General features: G+C 49.7%; 13 protein-coding genes. All 13 read right to left on the bottom strand.

Annotated elements, in window-relative coordinates; genetic code table 11:
• Nucleotides 1-20: 20 nt before the first annotated feature.
• The 13 genes from htpG to motA all read right to left on the bottom strand — a co-directional run bounded on the left by htpG (nucleotide 21) and on the right by motA (nucleotide 16078).
• Nucleotides 21-1916 carry a molecular chaperone HtpG gene (gene htpG / locus ACYVJG_RS03990; RefSeq protein ID WP_460429900.1) on the bottom strand — a complete coding sequence of 632 codons (1896 nt, stop codon included), beginning with the start codon at nucleotides 1914-1916 and terminating at the stop codon, nucleotides 21-23.
• 129 nt (nucleotides 1917-2045) lie between these two features.
• A complete protein-coding gene (locus ACYVJG_RS03985) occupies nucleotides 2046-2921 on the bottom strand; it encodes a serine hydrolase (protein WP_460429899.1) in 876 nt (291 codons plus the stop codon).
• A gap of 108 nt (nucleotides 2922-3029) precedes the next feature.
• Nucleotides 3030-4859 carry a SurA N-terminal domain-containing protein gene (locus tag ACYVJG_RS03980; RefSeq protein ID WP_460429898.1) on the bottom strand — a complete coding sequence of 610 codons (1830 nt, stop codon included), beginning with the start codon at nucleotides 4857-4859 and terminating at the stop codon, nucleotides 3030-3032.
• 149 nt (nucleotides 4860-5008) lie between these two features.
• The gene (locus tag ACYVJG_RS03975; protein ID WP_022653708.1) at nucleotides 5009-5278 is read right to left on the bottom strand and encodes an HU family DNA-binding protein; all 270 of its coding nucleotides are present in this window, start codon (nucleotides 5276-5278) and stop codon (nucleotides 5009-5011) included.
• A gap of 101 nt (nucleotides 5279-5379) precedes the next feature.
• On the bottom strand, nucleotides 5380-7800 hold the full coding sequence (lon, locus tag ACYVJG_RS03970; RefSeq protein WP_022653709.1) for an endopeptidase La: 2421 nt from the start codon (nucleotides 7798-7800) through the stop codon (nucleotides 5380-5382).
• 138 nt (nucleotides 7801-7938) lie between these two features.
• A complete protein-coding gene (clpX, locus tag ACYVJG_RS03965; protein ID WP_022653710.1) occupies nucleotides 7939-9213 on the bottom strand; it encodes an ATP-dependent Clp protease ATP-binding subunit ClpX in 1275 nt (424 codons plus the stop codon).
• Entirely contained in the window at nucleotides 9210-9857 is a 648-nt protein-coding gene (gene clpP / locus ACYVJG_RS03960; RefSeq protein ID WP_460429897.1) for an ATP-dependent Clp endopeptidase proteolytic subunit ClpP, read from the bottom strand. The genes clpX and clpP overlap by 4 nt, the downstream gene beginning before the upstream one ends.
• Nucleotides 9857-11161, bottom strand: coding sequence for a trigger factor (tig, locus tag ACYVJG_RS03955; protein ID WP_460429896.1), 1305 nt, complete (start codon nucleotides 11159-11161; stop codon nucleotides 9857-9859). The genes clpP and tig overlap by 1 nt, the downstream gene beginning before the upstream one ends.
• 209 nt (nucleotides 11162-11370) lie before the next feature.
• Nucleotides 11371-12162 (bottom strand): TrmH family RNA methyltransferase, encoded by a 792-nt coding sequence (locus tag ACYVJG_RS03950; RefSeq protein WP_460429895.1) that lies wholly within the window; start codon nucleotides 12160-12162, stop codon nucleotides 11371-11373.
• 9 nt (nucleotides 12163-12171) lie between these two features.
• Complete coding sequence (locus ACYVJG_RS03945) at nucleotides 12172-13503, bottom strand: HDOD domain-containing protein (RefSeq protein ID WP_460429894.1); 1332 nt, start codon at nucleotides 13501-13503, stop codon at nucleotides 12172-12174.
• The gene (locus tag ACYVJG_RS03940) at nucleotides 13500-14240 is read right to left on the bottom strand and encodes a class I SAM-dependent methyltransferase (RefSeq protein WP_460429893.1); all 741 of its coding nucleotides are present in this window, start codon (nucleotides 14238-14240) and stop codon (nucleotides 13500-13502) included. The genes ACYVJG_RS03945 and ACYVJG_RS03940 overlap by 4 nt, the downstream gene beginning before the upstream one ends.
• A gap of 31 nt (nucleotides 14241-14271) precedes the next feature.
• Nucleotides 14272-15177: a flagellar motor protein MotB gene (gene motB / locus ACYVJG_RS03935; protein ID WP_460429892.1), complete on the bottom strand. Its 906-nt coding sequence runs from the start codon at nucleotides 15175-15177 to the stop codon at nucleotides 14272-14274.
• A 40-nt stretch (nucleotides 15178-15217) separates the two neighbouring features.
• Entirely contained in the window at nucleotides 15218-16078 is an 861-nt protein-coding gene (motA, locus tag ACYVJG_RS03930) for a flagellar motor stator protein MotA (RefSeq protein WP_022653717.1), read from the bottom strand.
• Between the last annotated feature and the right edge of the window lie 134 nt (nucleotides 16079-16212).

The raw sequence follows: 16212 nt of genomic DNA, 5'->3' as shown, positions 1-16212 counted from the left end.
TTCTTGGTAGCGCAGAGCGCTTATGCCTGCAACAACAACTTATTCATCCGCTTCACAAACTGCGCCGGATCAGCAAGCTGGCCGCCTTCAGCCAACAACGCCTGCTCAAACAACAACGCACTCAAATCGGCAAAACGGTCTTCACTTTGCTCACGATCCAAACGCTTCACCAACTCATGTTCAGGGTTCAGCTCCAGAATCGGCTTGCTGCTGTCCACTTTCTGCCCCGCTTGCTTTAACAAACGCTCCAGATGCGTGCTCATACCGTATTCATCCACCACCAAACACGATGGCGAGTCGGTCAAACGATGGGTAACGCGAACCTCTTTCACCTTCTCGGCCAAGACTGTTTTCACCCGTTCCACCACCGGCTTCAACGCTTCCTCAACCTTTTCTTGCTCTTTCTTCTCCTCGGCATCGGCCAATTCGTCAAGATCAAGCGCGCCTTTCGCCACCGACGACAATTTCTTACCATCAAATTCGGTGAGATAGCTCAACATCCACTCGTCAACACGATCCGTCAACAACAACACCTCAACGCCTTTCTTGGCAAAAATCTCCAAGTGTGGGCTATGGCGAGCGGCGGCGGTGGTGTCGGCGGTGATGTAGTAAATGTGTTTTTGCCCTTCTTTCATCCGAGATACATAGTCGCCTAACGACACCGTTTGTTCATCGGATTCTTGATGCGTCGAAGCAAAGCGCAACAGCTTAGCAATACGGTCGCGGTTGCTGAAATCTTCACCAACGCCCTCTTTCAACACCGAACCAAACTCCGTCCAGAAACCTTGGTATTTCTCGGTTTCTTTCTCGGCGAGATCTTCCAACAGACCCAAGACCTTTTTCACACAACCGGCGCGAATGGCGTCGATATCCTTCGAGCTTTGCAACAACTCACGGCTGACATTCAGCGGCAAATCTGCCGAATCAATCACCCCGCGCACAAAGCGCAAATAGTGTGGCATCAGCTTTTCGGTGTCTTCCATGATAAAGACACGACGTACATATAACTTCACCCCTTGCTTGCGCTCACGCTCCCACAAATCAAACGGGGCTTTGGCAGGGAGATACAACAACTCGATATACTCTTGCCGCCCTTCGACACGGGCATGGCTCCATGCCAGAGGGTCTTGATAGTCGTGAGACACATGCTTGTAGAACTCACGATATTGCTCTTCGCTAATATCGCTCTTGCTACGCGCCCACAATGCCGAAGCTTGGTTAACACTTTCCCAACCTTCTTGTTTCACTTCCTTGCCATCGTCGTCAAACGTAGGCTGTTTTGGCATTTCAATCGGGATAGCGATATGGTCGGAGTATTTGCGGATAATGCTACGCAACTGCCAATCATTGAGCAGATTGTCTTCTGAGTCACGCAGATGCAAGACAATTTCTGTCCCACGACCCGCTTTTTCGACGGTTTCTAAGGTGTAATCACCTTCACCAGCCGACTCCCAACGCACTGCCTCAGTCGCGGGGGCACCAGCGCGGCGAGTGGTTAGGGTCACGCGATCAGCCACAATAAAAGCCGAATAGAAGCCAACACCAAATTGACCGATTAAATTCGCATCTTTTTTGGCATCACCCGTGAGATTCTCAAAGAAAGCCTTGGTACCCGACCGCGCAATGGTACCGATATTTTGAATCACTTCTTCGCGATTCATCCCGATGCCGTTATCGCTGATGGTCAGCGTTTTTGCCTCTTTATCAAAAGCAAGGCGGATTTTTAACTCGGCATCGTTTTCAAACAATTCTGGGGTTTCTAGGGCTTCAAAGCGCAGTTTGTCAGCTGCATCAGAAGCATTTGAAATCAGCTCGCGCAGGAAAATTTCCTTGTTTGAGTACAAGGAGTGGATCATCAGATGCAGGAGCTGTTTCACTTCGGCCTGAAAGCCCAGGGTTTCCTTTTGTGCGCTCATCGTATTCTCAACCAAATGGGATTAAACAATCGAGCAACACAAATGAGGCAAAGCCAGTGCTTTTCAAGACTAAAAGAGGTTGGACTCAGCGACAATCGCCGCCGCCGAGCCCATCAAGAGACAGGCTATTTAGCCCATTAACCAAGTGCGGGGGTTGGATTCCAACCACATTTTGATTTGTCGCGCATCGTCCAAACGCGAATTAGGATTGTCTGCCGCCAACAGCACAATAAACATTGGTGTTGAGCCGACAGTGGCTTGCATCACTAAACAACGTCCGGCCTCGCGGATATAGCCCGTTTTCGATAAACCAATCTGCCATTCACCCTCACGCACTAAGGCATTGGAATTGCGGTAGTGCAATACACGATTCGAGGGCAACAACACATCATGTTCTGCTGTGGTGCTGTATTGGCGAATCAGCGGGTATTGATAGGCAGTTTGTACCATGTGGGCCAAATCCAGCGCCGTGGCGCGATTACCGCTGTTCAAACCGGTTGCGTCGTAAAACACCGCATCGCGCATCCCGATTTGTTTCGCTTTGCGGTTCATGCGCGCAATAAAGGCATCCGTTCCACCGGGGAAAGTCCGTGCCAACGCTGCTGAAGCGCGGTTTTCACTCGACATCAGCGCCAGCAACAGCATTTCGCGCCGAGAGAGGGTAGTCCCCACCGCCAAACGGGAGCTGGTTCCCTTCAGACGATCAATCTCGGCCTCGGTGATGCTAATCATCTCGTCCATCGGTAAATTGGCATCCAGCACCACCATCGCTGTCATCAGCTTGGTAATCGAGGCAATCGGGGTCGAGAGATGGGCATTTTTTTGATACATCGGTTCACCAGTCATCGCATTGATGACCAAAACCGCATGAGAATGCAAACTTGGCTCGGCACTGGCTTCTAAACTCGCCGTCTGTGTGGCACGCCCTTCGGCCAGCACAGGGGGCAAAGCGGCCCCAAATAGACACGTTGCCAAGGCAAAAGAAGAAAAATAGCGGCGTAACATCGATCATTCCTTAGCCAAAAAAACGGCACATGCCCGTGATCCAGCAAAGAACAACGGGCATGTGGCAGTACACGTTACATTGTACGGGAATGGTTTGCGTTATGTCGCTTAATCTGTGGCTTTCACCGGTTTAATTTTGACGGGGAAAGTCTGTTGCAAACTGTTGACATAAGCAAAGGCATCCTGACCCACTTGGAGTTCAGTCAAACGGGCGGCCAATTCGGCTTGTCGTTCTGCATTCTTCGCTGGTGGGGTGGCATGTGGTGCGACACGATAAATCACGTAACTGCCATCACCCACCGCTGTGCCAACATAGGCCGGCGCAGGTTTCAACTTAGCAGAGAACACGACTCGCGCTTCTTCTGGTGACAAACCAATAGGTGCTTCACGCGAGACGCGCTGTAACGGCCCCCAAGCGTATTGGTCGCTGGCTTGTCCAGCTTTCAGCTTGGCTAAGAACGCCTTGCCTGCTTCTTGTGCCACTGTGTTGGCCTGTTGCAAGCGCAGTTCCCGTTCAATTTGTGCTGATACTTGCTCTAGCGGTTGTTGTTGGGCTGGGCGATGTTCTAAGACACGCGCAATCACCGTGCGCCCGGGCGCAATTTCGATTGCTTCACTATTGTGTTTTTGTTTCAACACATCATCGCCAAACACCGCTTCTAACAGCTTAGGTTGGGCTAAGGGCGAGGGGAGGGCGGTGTTACGCTCTAACCATTCGCTGGTTTGCTGCTTGGTTTTCAATAAATCGGCCACCGCTTGCAAGCTATCCGCTTTTTGATAGGCCAACTCACCCGCTTCTTCCACCTTTTGGCGGTATAGCGCATTGGCTTTTTGTTTTTGCAAACGCTCAACAATGCTCGGTTTCACCGACTTGAGATCAGGCGAGCGAATGTCTTGCACTTTAATAATGTGAAAACCAAATTCACTTTCAACCAACTCACTGAGCTGACCTTTGTTCAGTTTGAAAGCCGCTTCTTCAAACGATTTCACCATCACACCACGCGGTACATAACCAAGATCCCCGCCACGGGCAGCACTGCCGGGGTCTTGTGAATGTTGGCGCGCTAGCGCAGCAAATTGCTCTGGTTTTTCCTGCAACAGAGACAACACCGTTTCCGCTTGTTGGCGGGTGTTTTGTTTCACTTCGCTATTTGCCCCCTGCGGTAAGGCAAACAGAATATGAGCAAGCTGGCGTTCTTCTCGTGCCAACTCGGTTTTATGTTCTTCAAAGTATTTTTCAATCTCAGCTGCTTCAATCGGAATCGTGGCAGCAATTTGATCGAGAGTGATTTCGATGTATTCCAGTTTTACCGCCTCTGGAATGACATATTGTGCTTTGTCTTTTTCGTAAGCGGCCTTAATGGCATCAGGCGCCAACTGCACCCGATCAGTAAATTTTTCTGGACGGAACCACAGCGGATTGATTTCGCGCACTTCGGCGAGGGTGACGGCCAAACGCTCAGTAACGGTTTTTGGTAAGAAGGCGGAAGCAGCTAGGGCTTGAATTTGTTTGTCCAAACGTAATTCACGCATCACGTTTTGTTCAAAGGCTTCAGCCGACAGATTTTGTGATGCCAAATAGGCCTGATAAGTCGCTGGATCAAAACGGCCATCTTTTTGCATCGCCGGAATGGCAGCAATCGCACGCTGTAGCATGGCAGGCGTAATCACCAAACCGGCTTTTTCTGCCTCGGCCAGTAACAAACGCTGGCGGATGAGCATATCGAGCATTTGCTGTCGTAGCGCAGGATGACTCGGTTGGCCTTGCAATGCTTGGTCGAGGTCGCGACTGTAGATGCGGCTATCGCCAACTTCTGCGAGATAGTTATCATCGGTGGCTGTGGTATAACTGCCAACACCAAAGCCAACAAAAGTCAGTGCCACTGCCCCTAAGATCACTTTGATGAGGACAGTATTTTTTTGGACAAAATCAAACATACACGCCGTATTTCCGTTTGCCGGTCGGCAAAAAATAAGGTGAACCCGAGGTGTTCACCTTTAAATAAAATAAACACGTAACCTGTGCAACATCACGCTGGTGTGCACAAAGCAGTGTGAGGTTGGCACACTGCTTTTACACAGACAAATTACAGGGCGTCTTTCAACGCTTTGCCCGGGCGGAACTTAGGCGATTTTGAAGCAGGGATCTGAATGGTAGCGCCGGTTTTTGGATTGCGCCCAGTACGTGCGGCACGTTCACCGACGTAGAAACTGCCAAAGCCAACCAAAGTGACTGTATCACCTTGTTTCAGTGCCTCGGTTAAGGCAGCAACCGTAGCGTCCAATGCTTTGCCGGCATCGGCTTTAGACAGTGCAGCGCGCTCAGCGATGGCGTCGATCAATTCTGCTTTATTCATTGTGATCCCTTAAATTATTGTAATGATTCCTAAGAATCGAAAATCAAACCGTCTGCTTTATAGCAAGGTGCAATTCGGCATGTCAAGCAAGCCACTCACGCTTAATGTGTGGTGATTTGCGAGCCATTCGCCGCTTCATTCAACGCTGGAATCGGCGTCACCGCTTCGGCCTCTTCCAACAAAGGCACAGGTTCACGCTCTAGCGCATGACTCAGCACTTGCTCAATCCATTTAACCGGATGAATTTCCAGCTTTTGTTTCACATTTGCCGGAATCTCAGCCAAATCCTTGACGTTGCCTTGCGGGATTAAGACATGCTTAATGCCCCCACGTTGTGCGGCCAACAGCTTTTCTTTCAGGCCCCCAATTGGCAACACCTCACCACGCAAGGTAATTTCACCGGTCATGGCAACATCAGCGCGGACAGGAATTTTGGTCAAGGCAGAGACCATCGCTGTCACAATCGCAATCCCTGCCGAAGGGCCATCTTTTGGTGTAGCACCTTCTGGTAGGTGAATATGGATGTCGTTTTTCTCGTAGAAATTGCTGGCAATACCTAACTGGCGAGCACGACTGCGTACCACACTCATCGCCGCCTGCACTGACTCTTGCATCACCTCGCCGAGTTGGCCAGTGCGAATGATATTACCCTTACCCACCAAGGCGACCGCTTCAACCGTCAGCAACTCACCGCCCACTTCCGTCCATGCCAAGCCCGAAACTTGTCCAACCTGATTGGCTTGCTCAGCCACACCATAATCGTAGCGGCGCACGCCTAGGTATTTATCCAACCCTTTCGCCGCAATGGTCACTTTTTGTGCTGCTTTACCCAACTGTTTAGCACGCACCACCTTGCGACACAGTTTGGCCAATTCGCGGTCAAGATTACGCACACCGGCTTCGCGAGTGTAGTAACGCACAATGTCACGGATCGCTGACTCTTGCACGACCAATTCACCTTCAGTCAGGCCGTTGTTTTTCAGTTGCTTCGGCAACAGATAGCGCTGAGCAATATTCAGCTTTTCATCTTCGGTGTAACCCGAGAGACGAATCACTTCCATCCGATCAAGTAACGCAGGTGGGATATTCATCGAATTTGCCGTTGCGACAAACATCACATCCGACAAATCGAAGTCAACTTCAGCATAATGATCAGCGAAAGCATGGTTTTGTTCGGGGTCTAACACTTCTAATAAAGCAGAAGAAGGATCGCCACGGAAATCAGACCCCATCTTGTCCACTTCATCGAGCAAGAACAGCGGGTTTTTCACCTTGGCTTTAATCATGCTTTGCAAAATTTTGCCCGGCATCGAACCAATATAAGTACGGCGGTGACCGCGAATTTCTGCTTCATCACGCACTCCACCCAGAGCCATCCGCACAAACTCGCGGTTTGTCGCACGAGCAATCGATTGCCCCAGCGATGTTTTACCGACACCGGGCGGGCCAACTAAGCACAAAATCGGGGCTTTAAGTTTATCGACACGCTGTTGAACCGCCAGATATTCAACAATCCGCTCTTTGACCTTTTCCAGACCAAAGTGATCGCTTTCTAATACCTCTTCTGCCGCAGCCAAGTCTTTATTGATCTTGCTTTTCTTTTTCCACGGCAGATCGATCAGCGTTTCAATGTAATTGCGTACCACGGTTGCCTCGGCCGACATGGGCGACATCAGGCGCAATTTTTTCAACTCAGCTAAGGCTTTTTCGCGGGCTTCTTTTGTCATTCCAGCCGCTTTGATGCGCTTTTCCATCGCATCTAAGTCGCTGTTTTCGTCCAGCTCACCCAATTCTTGTTGAATGGCTTTGACTTGTTCGTTCAAGTAGTAGTCGCGCTGGGTTTTTTCCATCTGTTGCTTGACGCGACCACGAATGCGTTTTTCAACTTGCAGAATCTCTAGTTCAGATTCCAGTTGCGTCAACAAGTGCTCTAAGCGTGGCTCAGTGTGCAACAGCTCGAGCACTTCTTGTTTTTGTTCTAATTTCAGCGGTAAATGCGCGGCGATGGTGTCGGCCAAGCGGCCAGCTTTATCAATGCCAGTGATTGAGGTCAAAATCTCAGGAGGAATTTTTTTGCTGAGTTTGACAAATTGTTCAAACTGCGCCAATAAGGTCCGGCGCATGGCTTCAGATTCAGAGCTATGCTCTTCCTCTGCCGCAAACACTTCTAAATCGGCTTCAAAGAATTCGGCATCGTCACGAATTTCGGTGATGGTGGCACGTTGGCGGCCTTCAACCAGCACTTTGACCGTACCATCGGGCAGTTTCAACATCTGCAATACGGTGGATAGCGTACCAATGCGGTATAAATCTTCTTCGGAAGGTTCGTCTTTAGCAGCAGTTTTTTGGGCAACCAATAAAATCTGTTTGCCCTCGTTCATTGCCTGTTCAAGTGCCTTAATCGACTTGGGGCGGCCCACAAACAGGGGGATCACCATATGCGGGAACACCACGACATCGCGCAAGGGGAGCAGGGGCAAGGTCAAAGCTTCTGCAGGTGCGGTATCTTGGGCGTTAGACATTGAGTTTCCTGTAATTAAAGACGAAGAGATGCAAGGGAAATGGGGCAGGCGCAAGCGAATTCAAGCAAAACACCCACCATCCCCCCTTCGACAAAAAACCGCCCCGAAGGGCGGTTAGTGTCATACAACAAGCCAACACTAGGCAGAACGTGATACCGATAGATCGTCTTCTTGATAGACATAAAGCGGTTTCACGCCCTGTTCGATTACGTTTTCATCGACCACGACGCGATTGACGCCAGACAACGAGGGAAGCTCGTACATGGTATCAAGCAACGCTCGCTCGATAATCGAGCGCAAACCACGGGCACCCGTTTTGCGGGCAAGCGCTTGTTTAGCAATGGCTTTTAGAGCTGTTGGTCGAATTTCTAGCTCGACTTCTTCCATCGCAAACAGCTGTTGGAATTGTTTGATTAAAGCGTTACGCGGTTCGGTGAGAATCGTCACCATCGCGGCTTCATCCAATTCTTCCAACATCGCCAACACCGGCAAGCGACCGATAAACTCGGGAATCAAACCGAATTTAATCAAATCTTCTGGCTCGGTTTCTTGCAAAACACGGCCAATCGCCTCGCCTTGCTCTTTCGAGAAGACATCCGCCCCGAAACCAATCCCGCCTTTTTGTGAACGCTGACGGATAATTTTTTCTAAGCCATCAAAAGCGCCACCACAAATAAACAGGATGTTGGTGGTGTCAACTTGGATAAACTCTTGATTCGGGTGTTTGCGGCCACCTTGCGGCGGAATCGATGCAACAGTGCCTTCAATCAGCTTTAACAGCGCCTGTTGCACCCCTTCACCCGATACATCACGGGTAATCGAAGGGTTGTCAGACTTACGGGAAATTTTATCGATTTCATCGATATAGATAATCCCACGCTGAGCCTTGCTGACATCGTAATCACATTTTTGCAACAGCTTCTGAATGATGTTTTCAACATCTTCACCCACATAACCAGCTTCGGTCAGTGTGGTTGCATCGGCCATCACAAAGGGCACATCCAACAAACGTGCCAAAGTTTGTGCTAACAGGGTTTTTCCTGAACCCGTTGGGCCAATCAGCAAGATATTACTCTTGGCCAATTCAACCCCGGGCGCACCTTCTTCGCCACGTGCCAGACGTTTGTAATGATTATATACAGCCACCGAGAGCACTTTTTTCGCTGCCTCTTGACCAATGACATATTGGTCGAGGGTAGCGCGGATCTCTTGTGGCGTTGGCAGGTGAGATTTGGTTTTATCTTTCCCTTCCAACGCTGCAGCTGCCTGTTCTTCACGAATGATGTCGTTACATAAATCGACACACTCATTACAAATAAAGACCTGTGGGCCAGCAATCATCTTGCTGACCTCGTGTTGGCTCTTACCGCAGAAAGAACAGTACAGCAGCTTGTCTTTCTTTTTTATGCTCATGAACGGGCTGCCTCGCTGCGATTAGCAAGCACTTTATCGATCAAACCATATTCACGCGCTGCTTCCGCCGTCATGAAGTTATCGCGATCGGTGTCGCGCTCTAAATCTTCGACTGGGCGGTCGCAGTGTTGCGCCATTAACTCATTAAGCTTGCGTTTCAAGCTCAGGATTTCGCGGGCATGAATCTCAAAGTCGGAAGCCTGACCCGAGAACCCACCCAAGGGCTGGTGAATCATGACGCGAGAATTTGGCAGCGCAAAGCGTTTACCTTTTGCACCAGCAGAGAGCAAAAATGCGCCCATGCTTGCCGCTTGCCCGATGCACAGTGTTGACACATCAGGCTTAATGAAATTCATCGTGTCATAAATCGACAACCCAGCCGTGACCGACCCACCGGGTGAGTTGATATACAGGTAGATGTCTTTGTCAGGATTTTCCGACTCAAGAAACAACAACTGCGCCACCACCAGATTGGCAGAATCATCTGTCACCGGCCCCACCATAAACACAATGCGCTCTTTGAGCAGGCGAGAGTAAATATCGTAGGCGCGCTCACCACGACCACTTTGCTCCACCACCATCGGCACTAAGCCTAAGGCATGTGGAGTGGGCTGTGTAGTTTGCCAATCTGATTGGATATGCATTAGGCGTTCCCCATCAACTCATCAAAAGAAACCGATTTCTCGCTTACTTTGGCCTGAGATAACACAAATTCAACCACATTATCTTCCAGCACCATCGATTCTGGGCCTTGCAGACGTTCTGGGCTGGCTTTGTACCATGCGATGACTTCTTCAGGTTGTTCGTAGCTCTCGGCAAATTCTTGGATCAGAGCCATGACTTGCTCTTCTTTTGCTTTGATGTCGTGTTTTTCAACCAGTTCCGCCAAGATCAAACCCAAGGCAACACGGCGCTCGGCTTGTTTGGTGAACAAATCAGCAGGCAGTGGCATCGAATTTGCATCAATTCCACGTTGAGCCAAGTCTTGACGAGCTTGGTCCATCAAACGGTTGATTTCCATGCCCACCAACGCTTTTGGCAGTTCGATTGGGGTGGCATCCAACAGCGCTTGCATTGCATTTTCTTTCACTTGTGCTTGCAGGCGGCGTTTGACTTCGCGGGTAACGTTTTTACGAATTTCTTCGCGCATTTTGCTCACATCACCATCCGCGATACCAAGCTGTTTTGCAAAAGCTTCGTCGATTTCTGGCAAGGTAGCTGCAGCAACATTTTTCACGGTGATGGTAAACACAGCGGTTTTACCAGCCACTTCTTTACCGTGGTAATCCTCAGGGAAAGTCACCGATACATCACGGCTTTCGCCTTCGGTCAAACCGATAACGCCAGCCTCGAATTCAGGCAACATTTGCCCTTGACCCAACACAAACGGGAAGTTCTCAGAGCTACCACCGGCAAATGCTTCACCATCGATGGTGCCTTTGAAATCGATAATGACACGGTCGCCTTCAGCAGCAGCGCGTTCGACACGGTCGAAACGGGTGCGCTGTTTACGCAGAATATCAATGGTCTTATCAATTTCAGCATCAGTCACTTCGGTCACTGGCTTTTCGACTTCTTTGTCGGTTAAAGAACCAATGGCGACTTCTGGATACACTTCAAATAAAGCACTGAAAGTAAATTGGCTGCGGTCTTCTTCGCTGTTTTGTGGTTCAAAACGCGGGAAGCCAGCCACACGCAACGCTTGCTCGCGCACAGCCGCAGTAAAGCTATTTTGAATCTCTTCACCCAACACTTCTTCACGCACTTGCAAACCGTAGTTCTGCTCAACAATTTTCAGTGGCGCTTTGCCTGGGCGGAAACCTTGGATCTTGGCATTACGAGCCACACGCTGTAAGCGTTGTTTCACTTGGTTATCGATGGCTTCGGTAGGCAAGGAGATCGTCAAACGGCGCTCCAAGGTGCTCAACGTTTCCAACTGAATTTGCATCTTGAATCCTTAATCAAAAGCTTGGATGAAAAGCGATAAAGGCAAGGACGGTCAAATCACCCGATCAGGATTTCATCCGAGCGAGGAGACTGTTCTGGCTTACGCAAGAAAGGCGCGAGTATATCACGGGTGTTTACTGCAGCAACGGGCAGGGATCAAACAGCGAGCATTCTGCCGCGAATTGGCTCGCCATCATCATGCTATCTCCCTCAGACTGCGACAGTCGCGCGTTGTCGTACTTGTTCAAACAGACACACCGCCGCCGCAATTGCCACATTCAATGATTCAGTTTGGCCGGGCATCGGAATTAACACTGGCTGAGCTAAAGCGGCCAAGGCATCAGAAACACCAGTGCCTTCATTACCAAAAACAAAAGCGCAAGGCGGAGTTAAATCACATTGGTAAAGACTGTGCTGTGCAGCAAGATGGGTCACCAGCTTGATACCAACAAAATCAGTCAATACAGCGGCTAAGTCGGCATCAGCAACGATTTGCAGAGAAAAGTGTGCGCCCATTGCCGCACGGAGCACTTTCGATGACCACGCGTCAACACAATCGGCAGACAAATACACTTGGGTAATACCGGCGGCAGCGGCAGTGCGTAACAACGTCCCTAAATTACCTGGGTCACGAATCGACTCGAGCAATAGTTTGTCCTGCGACATCACCTTCGGGCGCGGCAAGGCAGTCAACGACATCACCCCCAGTACCTCGGGGGCAGAATGTAGCGCCGACATTTTTTGTAAAGCAGCCTCTGCCACCCATACACACTCTGTCGTTGCTGCACAACGTTGCAATAACGCTTGGACTTCGGGATGGTGTTCTGCACGGCTATTGAGATAAAGACGTTCTAAGCGCCCACCTCGGTCCAGCAAGGTATGGCATAGATGTAAGCCTTCTAAAACACATCGCTGTTCAGTATGGCGCGCCTTTGCTTTTTCCAGTAGGCGATTGAGGTTTTTTAACTGCGGATTGTGTGGAGAATCAATACGGGCAAGCAAAACAACCCCTTACATATTAGCGAGATGAATAATGGCCGCTTTAAATGATTGGTAAACCACATCATCAATATCACGTCCAGTTTGTGCATTATCGATATAAAACAGCCCTTTGAATGCACCATCTTTATGTAGGCTAATCATGGCACAACCATTTTCTGGTACACCGACAAAGAAATTATCTTGGAAGCGACTGCGGATAGTAGCTAATTGAGGTGCAGCAATCCGAATGGCTTGGGTTTTTTGCCCAAAAGCATGGAAAAAGCTGTTGTGATCTAACGATAATACGGCCCCAATAAGCTGATCTTCATGCTCAAAACCAATCCGGTAGTGATTACGCAAAGTTTGATCGGTTGGATTAACGGCAAAAAATGCCAAGCGATCACATCCCAACTGTAAAGACAAGCTGGCTAAGGTGCGGCGAATAGACTGATCGAGCTGGGTCATCCGCTCATCACTGCTCCAGTCAAAGAACAAGAATTCGTTCTCTGATACCAAAGGCATAATGGGTAACAAAGCTAATTCGCGGGCAAAACGGTCGTTATCTGTCCCGGCAGCAGGATGGCGAGCCAGATAAAGCGCAATTTGGGTAAGGACTTGCCATAAAGTTTCACGCGGTTGTTGCAACAAATCTGCTGCGTTATCCAGCATGTGTACCACAGGTTTTGACCACCAACCTTCATCAAAGCGCGAGGTAATTTGAATCGCACACCGCAACACCAATTTACGACGGTCGATGGTTTCGTGGGATTGCTGCGACAACATTTCTAGGGCTTGCGGCGGCATCCGGCACAGGGTCAATAATTCGGACAACACCATGTCATAAGGCACACCAAAGCGTTTTTTAGCAACCTCATCTGGTGTGGCTTGTGGATCTAGCGCAGTATCTAAGGCACGACAACACAGCGGCACTTGATATAACAAGGCAGCAACAAAGTATTCTTCAACCCGATGCTCTTCGTTTAATGCTAACCACTCTTTTACCAACCAAGCAGAAAAACGGGCACGAGCATAGGCGGTGCGAATCGCCGGCATGTGGGCTGGTGCAACCCGCGACTCGAGACTGGGCAGCGAACCAAAGCGGTTAAAGAATTGGTCAAGGCCAATCAACATAATCGCGTGTTCAATCCCCAATGTTACCGTCAGAGGCTCACGCACACGTTCGATAGAAGCGACATGGCGCAGCAACTGATAGGCCAATAAGGGGTCGGCCAACACCACATTGGCCACATCCGCAACATTCAGCAAGCTTTCATCTGTTCGCCGCAGATGCGCCAAACGATCAAGACTCACAGAACGAATCGGTAGCGGCTCGGTTGCCATCGTACGAAGCCAGTTTTTCATGCTCTATCCTTCGGTTTCTGCCACACATACAGACAAGAGCCAATACGATCATTGATAGGAAATGATTGCTGGGCCGGCTGTCCTGGTATCGTAAAAGTATTGCTAATCAGTTGGCCATGTGCCGGTGCTTGTTGGCAAAATTGTTGCCAAACTTTTGGCATGGGCTCAGGAGAGAGATAACAGTATACGATATCCGCTTCTTGCAGTGAGGTTTGCCATAAATTGGCAAATTTCACTTGCACATTGCGCACAAAACACGCTCGTATCCGTGCAATTAAAAAGGGAATCATACTGTTTTCTACCCCAGTCAAGATCAGATCGGGGCGCAGGCGCGCTAAACCAAATAAGACCGTGCCAGTACCACAACCCAGATCAATTAACCGTGCTTGCGGCGGTACGATATATTGCAGTTGTGAAAGTGTGGCCTTAGTGGATAAAAACAGAGGCACCCGTTCACGCCACGCATTGCCAGAGATGGCAAAAGTCAGCATGGCTAAAGCCAGATACCACTCGGGCGCAATGTCTAGCATTAAAGCCCCCCATAACAAAGGGAGAGCGACAAGATGCAATAAACTTGCCCACCAAGGGTGGCGGCGAAAACGACTCAATAACACCGCACAAGGGCCTTGTAGTAACAGCGCAGGGATAGAAAAAGAAACGGCGACCGGCCATGCTAATAGCAAACCGATCACCATCACTAAGCCGTGCTCTAGCCAGCGGCGAATTGAGAAAGACATTGAAATCTGGAAAAAGGCGACAGTGAAAAAGTTACTGTCCTGCCGTTTCTGTTGTCTCTGCGGGGGCTGGAGACGGAGCAGCTGCCGCAGCACGCTCTGCGACAGAGGGGCCTGATTCGCGCAGAATTTCTTCTTCCGTTTTCTTATTGAGGACAATAATCGTGATGCGACGGTTAATCGGATTAGTTGGGTTGGTTTGATCGAGTGGATTCGCTGCAGCCAAACCGGTCACTCGTAACATTTTTTGCTCAGTCATCCCGCCCAACAACAATTCACGACGCGCCGCATTAGCGCGGTCAGCCGATAACTCCCAGTTACTGTAGCCACGTTCACCGGCGGCAAAAGGGGTGGCATCAGTGTGTCCAGAGATTGACAACCGATTTGGCACATCATTCAGAATTTTTGCCATTTCCTGCAATAACAGGCGAGTGTGCGGCAACAAACTGGCACTACCTGAATCAAACATCGGACGATTTTTTTCGTCGATGATTTGCACCCGCAACCCTTCTGGGGTCATTTCAAGGGTAATTTGATCTTTAAACTGTTTTAAGGTTTGGTTTGACTCAATCGCCTGAGTGATTTTTTGCGAAAGCTTGTTGAGCAAGACACGTTCTTTGCGCTCATCTGTCACGATATTGCTGCGGTTCACCTGTCCTGCGGAACGGGTTAAGTCCTCACCCCCGCCCTTGATGGGACTGGTGGCATCACCCGCACCATCGCCCCCGAGCAACGCCACTTTCAATGGTGTACGGAAGTATTCAGAAATCCCCGCTAACGCGCCTTGGGAGACCGATGATAACAACCACATCAACAAGAAGAACGCCATCATCGCTGTCACAAAGTCAGCATACGCAATCTTCCACGCACCACCGTGGTGGGCATGCCCCCCTTTTTTGATGCGCTTGATAATAATGGGGCGTTGTGATTCATCAGCCATGCTCGGCTCCTTTTAACCTACTAAACAAAGCACATAAAAATTAGCGGTTCTTCGCGTTTTTCACGTGTTCTTCCAACTCAAGGAAGGTTGGACGATCGGTGCTTTGCAGAGCTTTACGACCAAATTCAACCGCCACAGGAGGCGCATACCCGTTGAGCGATGCCAACAAGGTAACTTTGATGGTATTGAGCATCCGCGTTTGGTCGTTGAGTTTGTGTTCTAGGTTGGTTGCCAATGGACCGACGAAACCGTAGGACAGCAAAATACCCAAGAAGGTACCAACCAGCGCCGCCGCAATCAGTTTACCGAGTTCTGCCGGCGGAATCCCCACCGATTCCATCGTATGCACCACACCCATCACACACGCCACAATACCCAAAGCAGGGAAAGCATCAGCCAAGTTACGTACAGCATTGACCGGCACTTCGCCTTCATGGTGGTGGGTTTCAATTTCGATATCCATCAAGTTTTCAATCTCGATAGGATTCAAATTACCCCCAACCATCAAGCGCAAGTAGTCACACATAAACTCTGTGACATGGTGCTCAGCCAAGATAGAAGGATATTTGGTAAACAAAGGGCTTTCTGCCGGCGCATCCACATCGGCTTCAATCGACATCAAACCCTCTTTACGCACTTTGCCAAGAATTTCGTACAGCAATGCAAACAGCTCCATATACATTGCTTTATCGAAGTTGGATTTTTTCAGCGTGGTTGGCAAAGCCTTCATGGTGGCCTTGAGTGGTGCACCTGCATTCGCCACCAAGAACGCGCCCACCGCAGAACCACCAATCATCAGCAGCTCAACCGGCTGGAACAGCGATGCAAGATGGCCACCGGCAAGTACAAAGCCGCCGAACACACTGCCTAATACAATGATGTAACCGATGATGACAAACATTAAAGCCCCTTAAGAATGGCTATTTCTCTGTGATGTCCAGCACCCTGATGACGCAGCGCAAAAACGGCCACTATTGTAACAAACACTGGCTATTCGCCAATAGTTCAACTCGCATGACGCTGTAGAAATTTTGC

This window comes from Aquaspirillum soli (genome assembly GCF_054781915.1).
This window is presented reverse-complemented; position numbering and strand designations above follow the sequence as displayed.